The organism is Lentibacillus kimchii (genome assembly GCF_055381965.1).
This window is the reverse complement of the sequence record NZ_AP043934.1, coordinates 1,710,620-1,723,519: the sequence shown is the minus strand read 5'-3', so window position 1 is coordinate 1,723,519 and position 12,900 is coordinate 1,710,620. Positions and strand designations below refer to the sequence as shown.

Genomic DNA, 12,900 nt, shown 5'->3' with positions numbered 1-12,900 from the left:
ACCATGGATCATATATATTTGGATCATGCAGCCACAACACCGATGGATCCCCAGGTAGCTGAAGCCATGCAGCCAGTTATGACGACTGTGTTCGGCAATCCATCAAGTGTGCATAGGTTTGGCCGGAAAGCCCGCCAGTATCTTGATGAAGCACGGCGCAGTATGGCTAAAAGCATTCAGGCTGATGAAAAAGAGATTGTTTTCACCAGCGGCGGCACAGAGGCAGATAACTTGGCACTGATCGGGACCTCTCTGGCTAATCAGGCAAAAGGCAATCATATTATTACAACGGCTCAAGAGCATCATGCTGTATTGGATACGGCTGCGTATTTAGAACAGCTCGGTTTCAGTGTCACTTATTTGTCTGTTGATGAAACAGGCCGTATCAATCCGGATGAGCTGAAAGCCGCTTTGACGCCGGAAACAATCCTGGTTTCTATTATGTACGTCAATAATGAAACAGGCGTTATTCAGCCGATTGAGGCGGCTGCTGAGATTTTATCAGATCATCAGGCCTATTTTCACACCGATGCTGTTCAGGCTTTTGGTTTAATCGATATTGATGTTAACCAGACCGGGATTGATCTGCTGTCAGCGTCCTCACACAAAATTAATGGCCCAAAAGGGGTCGGCTTCTTATATGCAGCTGATGGTATTAAACTGGAGGCACGTCAGCACGGCGGTGAGCAGGAACGGCAGCACCGGCCGGGAACAGAAAACATGGCAGGTGTCGTCGGTTTCCAGACAGCGGTTGAGCTGGTGATGGCAAACAAAGCTGAGAGACGAGGGAAGTACAGTCAGTTCAGGGAACAGTTTATGGAGCGGCTGACTGCTGATGGCATCACTTATACTGTAAATGGCAAGCTGGATGACAGTATTGCTTCTATTGTTAATCTTAGTTTTCCAGGAACTGGTGTTGAGTCTTTGCTGACCAATTTCGATTTGGAAGGCGTAGCAGCTTCAAGCGGAAGTGCTTGCACAGCAGGCTCAATTGAACCCTCGCATGTTCTCGCGGCCATGTATCAGGACAATGATGAACGCATCATGAATTCGATCCGTTTCAGTTTCGGATCGTTTAATACGACAGAAAATGTGATCGAAGCAGCTGATCGTGTTGCTAAGATCGTTAAACGTTTAACCAGTTAAAAGGCGGTGACTATTTATGAAACGAAATGAGGATACACGGGTAGTTGTTGGTATGAGCGGTGGCGTAGACTCGTCTGTCGCGGCACTGCTTCTGAAACAGCAAGGCTATGATGTCGTTGGCATTTTTATGAAAAATTGGGATGATACTGATGAAAATGGCGTCTGTACGGCGACCGACGATTATGATGATGTTGTCCGCGTCTGCAATCAGCTGGACATCCCCTATTTTGCCGTCAATTTCGAGAAACAGTACTGGGATAAAGTGTTCACTTATTTTCTTGATGAATATCAATCAGGCCGAACACCCAACCCAGATGTTATGTGCAACAAAGAAATTAAGTTTAAAGCATTTTTGGATCATGCCATGTCGCTTGGTGCCGATTACCTGGCGACAGGCCATTTCGCCCGCGTGAGAGAGAATAATGGACATTATGACATGCTGCGGGGTGTGGATGATAATAAAGATCAGACATACTTTCTGAATCAGCTGACATCAGATGTTCTGGAGAAGGTTATGTTTCCTTTAGGGGATATGACTAAAAATGAAGTCAGGGAAATTGCTCACCAAAATGATCTGGTGACAGCATCGAAAAAGGACAGTACCGGTATCTGTTTTATCGGCGAACGTAACTTCAAGGAATTTTTAAGCAGCTACTTGCCAGCACAGCCAGGACTGATGCAAACACTGGACGGTGTCGAAAAAGGCACTCATGACGGTCTGATGTATTATACGCTTGGACAGCGCCAGGGACTTGGCATCGGCGGAGCTGGTGAACCATGGTTTGTTGTCGGGAAAAACCTCGATGATAATATTCTGTACGTCGGACAGGGCTTTTATAATGACAATTTGTATTCTGACAGTCTAGTTGCCTCAGAGGTTAATTGGATTAGAGAGATGCCTGATCAATTTACCTGCACAGCTAAATTCCGTTACCGTCAGCCGGATTGCGGGGTAACCGTTACCAAAAAGGAAGATGGCAATGTTCATGTTGCTTTCCATGATACACAGCGTGCAATCACGCCTGGACAATCGGTCGTCTTTTATGATGACGAGGTTTGTCTCGGCGGCGGGACAATTGATGAGGTTCTAAAAGATGACACGTATCTTGACTATGTCGGCTGAACCATGACAGCAGCATGCTACTTTAGACAGTTAACGAGGTGACATAATGGAAGATAAAAACCAGCAGGCGATTGAGTTGATGAAAGAGCAAAAATATGAAGAAGCAGCAGGGCTGTTTAATGCCATTATTGAAGAAAGTCCTAAGGATCCGGTCGGCTATATCAACTTTGGCAATTTGTTGTTGCATATTAATGATACAGAGCGCGCTGAGCTTTTCTACAACCGGGCGATTGAGCTGGATCAGAATGCAGCAACAGCCTATTATGGGCTGGGGAGCCTGTATTATGATCAGGCAGATTTTGCAACAGCCCAAAAGCATTTTTTTCAGGCGGTTGAAATCGGACTGGAAGAAGCAGATGTTTATTATTTGCTCGGTATGACTTTCTTTCACCAGGAGGATTACAAGCTGGCGCTTCCGTATTTAATGCGTGCAGCTGAGCTGGATCCAAATGAGGCAGATTATTTATTTCAGTATGGGTTGTCACTTGCCCAGGGTGAGTATATCGATGATGCCAAACCGATTTTCAAACAGGTCCTGAAATTGGATGAGTCGCACAGTGATGCGCATTATAATCTCGGGGTTATTGCGTTGTATGAAGAGGATCTTGAGGGAGCTCTAGACCATTTTGATCAGGCGTTGGCCATCCAGCCTGAGCACATGCTGGCTTCCAATGCCAAGAAACAGATTATGGATGTATGGCATAATTCTGACGCGTAAGATAGTGAGGTAATCCGTATGGCAACAGATCAACAAACCCAAACGGCGTATGGCTATATTAAAGGGGAGCTGCTGCATACGATTTTTCGTAATGAGCAGGAAAATTTCTCAATTGCTAAAATTAAAGTTCTTGCGACCAATGAGGATTATCAGGAAAAGGACATCGTGATTAAAGGTTATTTTTCGGATCTGCAGGATTCGGCTGCCTATTATTTTTATGGTGATTTTGAGCGGCACCCCAAGTTCGGACTGCAGTATAATGTAACTTCTTATAAGACGTTTATTCCCGATACCAAAGATGGGTTAATTGATTATCTTTCCAGTGATCTGTTTTACGGAATCGGCCAAAAAACGGCCCGGAAAATTGTCGAAACGCTGGGGACTAACGCTGTTTCCAGTATATTAAATGATCCCAGTGTTCTGAGGCAGATTCCCGGGCTGAAACAGGATAAAGCTGACCAGCTTGTAAAAACGTTAAAAGAAAATCAGGGCTTCGAGTATGCTGCCGTTTATCTGGCTAAATATGGAATTGGTCTAAAACTTGCACAAAAAATGTATAAAGAATATCAGGATGAAACCGTCAGCGTACTGCAGGAAGATCCTTATCAATTTGTGCTTAATATTGAAGGGTTTGGGTTTCATACCGCTGACCAGATTGCCCAGGAGAACGGTTTGTCTTTAACACACGCAAACCGGATTGGAGCCGGGTGCGTTTATGTGCTGCAGCAGAATATCCAGGATGGTCATGTTTACTTGCCAGTTGAGGAGTGTATTCATCAGGTTGTGACGCTTTTAACTCAACCGGACGCGGAGCTTACAATCGACATGGTGCAAAATCGGCTGGAAGAATTGAATCGTGATAAGACTGTGATCATGTATGAAGGGAATGTGTACCTCCCCTCGCTTTATTATGCGGAAAACGGGTTTGCTGGAAATGTTGATCGGCTGCTCAGCAAATCAGTTGAGCATGATACGCCCTTGGCTGAACTGATGAAAATCATCGGCGATGTCGAGGAACAAGAAGTGCTCAGTTATGGCAAAGAGCAGTTTGAAGCGATCCAAGAAGCTATCAGTTCTGAGCTGATGATTGTAACAGGCGGCCCAGGCACAGGGAAGACAACGGTTATCAAAGGCATACTGAACGCCTTTGCTGAGATTCATAACTTGTCGATAGACCCTGATTCATATAGTGATGATGCCGATTACCCGTTCATTTTGACGGCGCCTACTGGACGGGCGGCTAAACGCCTGACTGAGTCAACCGGCCTTCCAGCCGTGACTATTCACAAATTGTTGGGCTGGGATGGTCAAAACGGCTTTGAAAAAGATGACTATGATCCGCTTAAAGGCCGTTATTTAATTGTTGATGAGTTTTCCATGGTTGATATCTGGCTGGCAAACAGCCTGTTTAAGGCGATTCCCGATGATATGCAGGTACTGCTGGTGGGGGATGAGGATCAGCTTCCCTCTGTTGGGCCTGGCCAGGTTCTGGCTGATCTTTTGACGAGTGGGCAGATTCCTTATGTTAGTCTGCAGGATGTGTACCGGCAAAAAGAAGGATCGAAAATTATCGAGCTGGCACATGCGATTAAACAGGACGCCTGTGATCATCATGCTCTGGAAAAAGCTCAGGACTTCAGTTTTATTTCCTGTCATGAACAACAGCTGATTGATGTGGTGACAACGGTTTTTGATCGTGCGCAAAAAAAGGGAATTGATGTAAAGGATATACAAGTTCTGGCTCCCATGTATCGCTCACAGGCGGGTATTACGATGATTAATCAGCATTTGCAAGCACTGATTAATCCAGCATCGCCGCAGAAGCGTGAAGCACGCACACAAGATGCTGTGTTCCGGGTCGGTGATAAAGTGCTGCAGCTTGTTAATCAGCCGGAAGACGGGATTTACAATGGGGATATTGGCGAAGTTGCTGCCATATTTTCAGCAAACGAAAATGTCGATCATGTTGAACAGCTCGTGATTGACTTTGAAGGCAAGGAGATTAGCTTTGAGCGAAAAGATTATATTAATATAACACTCGCTTACTGCATTTCCATTCATAAATCCCAAGGGAGCGAATTTCCGATTGTTATGCTGCCGGTTTTTCCTGTCTACCGGCGTATGCTGAAGAAAAACTTACTGTATACAGCGATCACCCGGAGCAAACAATCCTTAGTTATTTGTGGCGACAAGCAGGCTTTTTTAGATGGCGTTAAACGTCAGGATACCAATCAGCGCTATACGTCTTTAATTGAGAAACTGCAGGAGCGGCTGGTAGATGGTTCATCCGATGAACAGCCAGAAGAAAATGATGAAGCGGCTATATCGCCTTACGATTTTATGTGACAGCGATGTATAGCGACCAGTTATTTGGTGAAAGCTGACCTAATAAAAAGGAGCTTTTACCATGTTCGTTTGCCCGAATTGTAATGGGAAAAATATTGGAAAAATCGGGGCGCGGCACTATTACTGCTGGAATTGCTTTATTGAACTGTCCGTAATACATAACCGACTGGCAATCCACCAGGTGGAATCAGATGGGTCATTAAGTTCCCTGGATGATTTATTTACGGAAAATGAGCGCAGAATTCAATGGTAACGGTTCTCACACGATCAGTTGATCATGTTGTTCCTGGGGGTGCTTTATATGTTCCAGGACAATAAACCATTGAATTTTCTTTTCTGGACAGTAACAGGAATATTTGTATTCTTATTCGTTTTTCTGCTTGTTAAACTGTTCCCGGTATATGGGGCTATTGCAGCGTTTTTGTGGCATTTATTGCTCCCGTTTTTAGTTTCAGCCTTAATTGCTTATTTATTGTATCCGGTTATTGATAAACTTTATGAACGCCATATACCAAGAAGTCTGGCCATATTGCTGATTTATATCCTTTTTTTCGGGGGTCTTGGCTATTTGGGTTACAGAGTTTATCCTGCCTTTATTCAGCAATTGAATCAACTGCAGGAGCAGTTGCCCCAGCTGATTGGCATGTACCGCGAATTCATTTACAACCTATATGACTACACAGCGTTTTTACCAGAAGCGGTGCATGATAAAATGGATGAACTTGTTTATGAAGCTGAAGCCCATATTGAGAATTTGCTGACGGACTTGGTGAAACGTTTTACGAAAGTTTTTGATATGATCATTGTCATAACGGTGATCCCTGTGATCGTATTTTACTTTCTGAAGGATTTCGCGACTGTTAAACGACACGGCAAAAAGTGGATTCCGCAAAAATATCACGCGCACGCTGGAGAACTGATTCGGGCGATAGATAATGGACTGGGCAATTACATTCGGGGCCAGGTTATTGTTTGTTTGTTTGTCGCTTTAGCGGCATATGCAGTATTTAAATTCTGGGACATCCCGTATGCCTTGCTTCTAGCTATCATTATGGGGCTGACGAATATTATTCCTTACTTTGGCCCAATTATTGGTGCTGCTCCAGCTGTGGCGATCACGGCAACGATTTCCGGAAAATTAACGTTGTTTGTCTTAGTCAGTATTTTTCTTATCCAGCTGATTGAGGGCAATCTTCTGTCGCCGTTTATCGTTGGCAGAAGTATTCAGATCCATCCGCTCGCCATTATTTTTGCTCTATTGCTGGGCGGGCAGGTAAGCGGTGTTATAGGCATGATATTAGCTGTTCCGCTTCTGGTCATTTTAAAAGTTGTCATGTCGCATTTTTTGCGGGAGCGGTACAATAATTGACAATCAGCAAAATCTTGACTATACTATCAGCATAATAAGCGAAATAATCTAATGCGCAGATGGTTCTGAGTACATGAGCCTCCGTTCAAAGCATTTCCGGCCAGGCTAAGGTCAGCGGTGATGTATAGAGAGGGATTTCCACAGGCTGTAAGAAATCCCGGACGTTGAATCATGGAAGCTAAACCTGAGTGCGGCTAATTCCCGCCGGTTCCAAACCGTTATCAGACTGAGTGATGAATGAAGGCACATGCTTTTGTTCATAATTAGGGTGGTACCGCGACGTTATCTCGTCTCTAACACAAATTTAGAGAGGAGATTTTTTATTTCGTACAAGCTTGTATGCCACTGTAAAGCAGCTAACTCTTATGAACGGTTACATAACGCGGGCGTATGTTTTTCAGTCGGAAAAATAGCTTAACGATTACTGGAGGGTAAGGGCATGAAACAGTTAACGTCAGCACAAGTGCGTCAAATGTTTTTGGATTTTTTTAAAGAAAAAGGCCATCAGATCGAGCCGAGTGCACCGCTTGTACCGCAGGATGATCCGACACTTCTCTGGATTAACAGTGGTGTAGCGACCCTGAAAAAATATTTTGATGGACGCGTCGTACCGGATAATCCCCGGCTTGTAAACGCCCAAAAATCTATTCGAACGAATGATATTGAAAATGTCGGTTTCACAGCCAGACATCACACATTTTTTGAAATGCTTGGGAACTTCTCTATTGGTGACTATTTTAAAGAAGAGGCTATTGCGTTTGCGTGGGCGTTTTTAACAAGTGAGAAATGGGTTGGCTTTGATCCTGAACGATTGGCCGTGACAGTACATCCGGAAGATGATGAAGCCTACGATATCTGGCTTAACCAGATCCAACTTCCGAAAGAGCGCATCATCCGGCTTGAAGAAAACTTTTGGGATATTGGCGAAGGTCCAAGCGGCCCGAATTCAGAGATTTTTTATGATCGCGGTGAACGGTACGGGGCTGATCCATCCGATCCGGAATTGTACCCGGGCGGTGAGAATGAGCGGTATCTGGAAATTTGGAATCTCGTCTTTTCCCAGTACAATCATAATCCTGACGGCACTTATACCCCGCTGCCGAAAAAGAACATCGATACTGGTATGGGGCTGGAACGCATCGTATCCGTCATTCAGGATGTGCCAACTAACTTTGAAACAGATCTGTTCATGCCGCTCATACGGAAAACAGAAACGATCTCCGGAAAAACATATGGCAACAACGAGCGGGATGATACAGCATTTAAAGTGATTGCTGATCATATTCGCACGGTTACGTTCGCTATCAGTGACAAAGCACTTCCCTCCAATGAGGGCAGAGGCTACGTATTGCGCCGTCTGCTCCGTCGCTCCGTCAGATTTGCTAAACAAATGGGGATCGATGAGCCGTTTATGTATAAACTCGTCCCGACAGTCGGCAGCATTATGCAGGACTTTTATCCGGATGTCCTGAATGATAGCAGCCATGTGGCAAATGTTATTAAAGCAGAAGAAGAACGCTTTCATGAAACGCTGCAGGATGGTTTGGATATTTTGAATGCTATTATCGAAAAAGAACAGCAAAAGGGCAGTGACATCTTCCCGGGTGCTGAAGTCTTCCGGTTGTACGATACGTATGGGTTTCCGAAAGAATTGACAGAAGAATATGTAGCTGAGCATCATTTTACGATTGATCAGCAAGGATTCGAACGCGAAATGGAAAAACAGCGTGAACGCGCTCGAAATGCTCGGCAAAAAACGGATTCGATGCAGATTCAGGATGGCGTACTTGGTGAAGTGGACATAGACTCTGCGTTTGTCGGCTATGACCAGCGTGAAGCAGTGACAACGATTGAGACAATTGTGAAGGCTCAAGCATTTGCCGATACTGCTGAGGCGGGCGAAGAAGCACTTACGTTTCTGAAAGAGACACCATTTTACGCAGAGAGTGGCGGTCAAATCGGTGATAATGGCTGGATTTATACCAACAGTGCATCAGCATGGGTTGAGGATGTCCAGCAGGCGCCTAAAGGCCAGCATGTCCATAAAATTCATGTGAAAGAAGGTACCATTCGCTCGGGTGACAAGGTAACAGCAGTGGTCGATGATGCTTTCCGCACAGGCATTATAAAAAATCATACGGCGACACATTTGCTTCATCAGGCACTGAAAGATGTCCTTGGTGACCATGTTAATCAGTCGGGTTCACTTGTAACCCCTGATCGTCTGCGCTTCGATTTTTCGCATTTTAGTTCAGTCAGTCAGGACGAACTGCAGCAAATCGAGCAGATTGTTAATGAAAAAATCTGGGAGAATCTGCCTGTTGTCATCGATCGCAAAAAGCTTGATGAGGCCAAAGAAATGGGCGCCATGGCACTATTCGGTGAGAAATACGGTGATGTTGTCCGGGTTGTTCAAATTGGCGACTACAGCATTGAACTATGCGGTGGCTGTCACGTCAGTAATACAGGAACGATTGGCTTATTTAAACTTGTTTCAGAAACAGGCGTCGGTGCCGGTACAAGAAGAGTGGAGGCCGTTACGAGCAAGCAGGCTTATCAATTTATCAATGAGAAGCTGATACAATTACAAACAGCGGCTGATTTGCTGAAAACCACAGAGGACAAAGTCGCAGAACGGGTTAAAGGTTTATATGACGACATAAAATCGCTAAATAAAACAAATGAGTCACTCAATGCTAAATTGGCCAATCAGGAAACATCATCCCTTGTTGATCAATATGAAACAGTGAATGGCATTCCCCTTTTAGCACAACAAGTCAATGCCAAAGATATGAATCAGCTCCGGGATATGGTTGATGACCTGAAACAAAAGCTTGACTCCGGGATTATCCTGCTTGCCGCAGCTAATGAAGAAAAAGTGCAATTGGCTGCAGGTATTACAAATGATTTGACTGATCAGGGTTTTCATGCTGGCAATCTGATTAAACAGGCAGCCGAAGTATGTGGCGGTGGCGGCGGCGGCCGTCCGGATATGGCCCAAGCCGGCGGCAAACAGCCTGAAAAAATCAATGATGCTCTCAAAGCAGCGAATCATTATGTTACAAATCGTTCAAAAGTCTAGACAAACTTGTATTCAATTTGCTATAAAAGCTATAATGTGTAAAATAGACATGTTAGAATAGCCAGTAAAGGTAAAACATGCGGAATGAGGTGTCACGATGAGCTCTATTGATAAAACCATGAAGTTTAATTTTTCTGAGGAGCCTTTTGATCATGATATAAATGATATCTTGCTCACAGTTCATGCGGCGCTTAAGGAAAAGGGCTATAATCCCATTAATCAGATTGTAGGGTACTTATTATCCGGTGATCCGGCTTATATTCCGAGATATAAGGATGCCCGGAATCTGATCCGTAAAGTTGAACGGGATGAGGTCATTGAGGAAGTTGTGACATTTTATCTCAAACAACAGCAAAGGGAAAGCTAAATGAAAATTGTCGGATTAGATGTAGGTTCCAAAACAATCGGAGTTGCAGTAAGTGATCCTTTAGGCGTGACTGCCCAAGGTATTACGACTATCAAATGGGATGAAGAGGATATCTGCTCTGCCGATGGTCAATTGGGACAAATCATAAAAGAACATGAGGTAACGAAAGCGGTTGTTGGTCTTCCCAAGCATATGAATGGCTCGATCGGTGAACGCGGCGAAGCTTCTGAACGTTATGCTGAGCATGTAAAGGAAGCGTTTAATATACCTGTGCAGCTTTGGGATGAGCGTTTGTCGACGCGGGCGGCAGAGCGCGTTTTGCTTGAGGCGGATATGAGCCGTCAAAAACGCAAAAAAGTTATTGATAAAATGGCAGCCGTTATGATTTTGCAAACTTATCTTGATCAAGAGACATTTAAAGGAGTGTAGTCATGGCACTGGAAGAGAATGAACGAATTGTCATCCCTGATGAAAATGATGAAGAGCATCTTTTTGACGTGTTATTCACGTTTGATGTTGATGAGACGGGCAACTCTTATTTAGCAGTTATGCCGTCTGAGCAACAGGAAAATGACGAAGTAGAAGTATATGCCTTCCGCTATGAGGAGGATGAGCAGAACGAGGATTTCTCTCTTTTCCCGATCGAGTCTGATGAGGAATGGGAAATGGTTGAGGAGATGCTCAATACCATTGCTGATGAAGAGGATCAGACATGAAGCCGAATGATTTCAGGCTGATATCTTGATGGGATATCAGCTTTTATTTAAGACGGAGTGAACGATTAATTGAGACATTAATATCAGTAATGTCCGGAAAGCTGAATCCGGTCCCTGCCGATGCTTGACATTTATGCAGCATAAGCCGGATGAGGGGGATAATGGATGTCCAAAAAGAAAATGTCAGGAAGTTATAAAGACAATCTGCTGCAACGCAGTAAGGATGCCACAATCGTCCGAAAGTATGCCGCTATCATTATTATCTCAGCTATTCTGATATTAGTTATCGGTGGTATCTCGGGTTATTTGTATGTCAAATCTGCTTTACAGCCGGTTGATCCTGATAGCCAGGAGGACATTGCGGTTGAGATCCCGACAGGTTCCTCCACATCGGATATTGCATCCCGCCTTGAAGACAATGGGCTCATCAAGGACGATACGATATTCAAATTTTACATAAAGCTGAAAAACGTGACAAATCTTCAGGCGGGGAATTACATGCTTTCCCCTTCTATGGATATTGAAAAGCTCATCAAGGCACTGCATAAAGGCAGGGTTGCGAAGGACCCGATATATTCTGTCACAATACCTGAAGGGAAAACGATTAAGGAAATAGCTTCTATTTATGCGAATAAATTGCCATTTAGCAAAACCGATTTCCTGGACAAGGTCAATGACCGGGATTATATTAAATCATTAATTAACACGTACCCGGATATTTTGACAGAAGATGTCCTGAATCCGGAACTCCAGACACCGCTGGAAGGTTATTTATTTGCAGCAACATACGACTTTTACACGAAAGAACCAACAGTTGAAACAGTGATCAGTCGTATGGTGGAAAAAACAGGCAATGTCGTGACGCCTTATTTGGATGATATAGCTGAAAAAGATTTATCGGTCCATGAAGCTTTAACAATGGCCTCACTCGTCCAAAAAGAAGCTGGTTCGAATAAACAGCGCCGGAAGATAGCGGGTGTCTTTTATAACCGGCTGGATGAAGGAATGGCTCTGCGGACGGATCCGACCGTATTATATGCACTTGGCGAACATAAAGCTAAAGTGCTGAAAAAAGATCTGAAAGTTGATTCGCCGTATAATACGTATCGCATTCATTCACTTCCCGTCGGACCGATTTCCAATTTCGCTGCTGCATCCCTTGAGGCCACCGTTGAACCGGACGATACCGATTATTTGTATTTTTTGCATGATGATAAAGGCCGCATTCATTACTCTGAAACAAATAAAGAGCACAATCAATTAAAAGAAAAGTATATTGATTAATTCCGTGAATAACCAGGACGTTGACACGTCCTGGTTTCAGATAAGATGTCCGTTGCGGCACGTTAAGGATGACGTTTAAACGACTAAGGAGAGAAAGTGAATGGACGAAAAGCTGAGGAACTACCTGACGCGCTGTCTTCCGTCGCCTGCAGAATCGGTGATGGATTTGGAAGAGGAAGCTGCGCGTGACAGGGTACCGATTATGGATCCTCTCGGGATGGATTTTGTTATGCAGTTAATCCGGCTAGCAAAGCCTGAGCGCATACTGGAGATTGGCACGGCAATTGGTTATTCAGCATTAAGAATGCTTGAAGCCAACCCGTCAGCAGAAATTTGGACCATTGAAAAAGATGACGCCTGGTACAGACGAGCAGAGCAAAATATTCAACTCAGGCAGAAACAGGATCATATTCACGTCCTTTATGGTGATGCTCTGGAAAAGCTGGAGACATTAAGCAACGTTTACTTTGATCTTATACTGATAGATGCTGCCAAGGGTAAATATCAGCGTTTTTTTGAACTAGCCGCACCACTGTTACGTTCTGATGGTTTCATCCTGACTGATAATGTTTTGTTTAAAGGTTATGTCGCTGATAAAGAGAAGCAGCATCCCAGATATCAGGCCATTGCGGAGAAACTGCGCGCATATAACAGCTGGCTGGTATCCCATCCAGATTTTACAACGACCTTTGTTCCCATTGGAGATGGCATTGCGATCAGCAGCAAAGATGGACGAAAGGAGTGACTGT

Annotated in this window: 12 protein-coding genes; all 12 read left to right on the top strand. The window is 44.3% G+C overall.

What is annotated here, in order from left to right; all coding sequences use genetic code 11:
- The first annotated feature begins 3 nt into the window (after positions 1-3).
- The 12 genes from ACZ444_RS09290 (at position 4) to ACZ444_RS09235 (ending at position 12,896) form a co-directional block, all read left to right on the top strand.
- Positions 4-1,146 carry a cysteine desulfurase family protein gene (locus tag ACZ444_RS09290; protein ID WP_382360777.1) on the top strand — a complete coding sequence of 381 codons (1,143 nt, stop codon included), beginning with the start codon at positions 4-6 and terminating at the stop codon, positions 1,144-1,146.
- A gap of 16 nt (positions 1,147-1,162) precedes the next feature.
- Positions 1,163-2,269, top strand: a complete 1,107-nt coding sequence (gene mnmA / locus ACZ444_RS09285; RefSeq protein ID WP_382360780.1) for a tRNA 2-thiouridine(34) synthase MnmA — start codon at positions 1,163-1,165, stop codon at positions 2,267-2,269.
- A 46-nt stretch (positions 2,270-2,315) separates the two neighbouring features.
- Positions 2,316-2,987 (top strand): tetratricopeptide repeat protein, encoded by a 672-nt coding sequence (locus ACZ444_RS09280; protein ID WP_382360783.1) that lies wholly within the window; start codon positions 2,316-2,318, stop codon positions 2,985-2,987.
- A gap of 18 nt (positions 2,988-3,005) precedes the next feature.
- On the top strand, positions 3,006-5,333 hold the full coding sequence (gene recD2, locus ACZ444_RS09275; RefSeq protein ID WP_382360786.1) for an SF1B family DNA helicase RecD2: 2,328 nt from the start codon (positions 3,006-3,008) through the stop codon (positions 5,331-5,333).
- A gap of 61 nt (positions 5,334-5,394) precedes the next feature.
- Entirely contained in the window at positions 5,395-5,586 is a 192-nt protein-coding gene (locus ACZ444_RS09270; protein ID WP_382360789.1) for a hypothetical protein, read from the top strand.
- 48 nt (positions 5,587-5,634) lie between these two features.
- Positions 5,635-6,702 (top strand): AI-2E family transporter, encoded by a 1,068-nt coding sequence (locus ACZ444_RS09265; RefSeq protein WP_382360792.1) that lies wholly within the window; start codon positions 5,635-5,637, stop codon positions 6,700-6,702.
- Positions 6,703-7,141: 439 nt separating this feature from the next.
- Positions 7,142-9,784 (top strand): alanine--tRNA ligase, encoded by a 2,643-nt coding sequence (gene alaS / locus ACZ444_RS09260; RefSeq protein WP_382360795.1) that lies wholly within the window; start codon positions 7,142-7,144, stop codon positions 9,782-9,784.
- A 97-nt stretch (positions 9,785-9,881) separates the two neighbouring features.
- Positions 9,882-10,151 (top strand): IreB family regulatory phosphoprotein, encoded by a 270-nt coding sequence (locus ACZ444_RS09255; RefSeq protein ID WP_382360798.1) that lies wholly within the window; start codon positions 9,882-9,884, stop codon positions 10,149-10,151.
- Positions 10,152-10,580 (top strand): Holliday junction resolvase RuvX, encoded by a 429-nt coding sequence (gene ruvX / locus ACZ444_RS09250; protein ID WP_382360801.1) that lies wholly within the window; start codon positions 10,152-10,154, stop codon positions 10,578-10,580.
- Between the two features lie 2 nt (positions 10,581-10,582).
- Positions 10,583-10,867, top strand: a complete 285-nt coding sequence (locus ACZ444_RS09245) for a DUF1292 domain-containing protein (protein WP_382360804.1) — start codon at positions 10,583-10,585, stop codon at positions 10,865-10,867.
- Between the two features lie 165 nt (positions 10,868-11,032).
- Complete coding sequence (gene mltG, locus ACZ444_RS09240; RefSeq protein ID WP_382360807.1) at positions 11,033-12,151, top strand: endolytic transglycosylase MltG; 1,119 nt, start codon at positions 11,033-11,035, stop codon at positions 12,149-12,151.
- 100 nt (positions 12,152-12,251) lie between these two features.
- Complete coding sequence (locus ACZ444_RS09235) at positions 12,252-12,896, top strand: O-methyltransferase (protein ID WP_382360809.1); 645 nt, start codon at positions 12,252-12,254, stop codon at positions 12,894-12,896.
- The last annotated feature ends 4 nt before the right edge of the window (positions 12,897-12,900 follow it).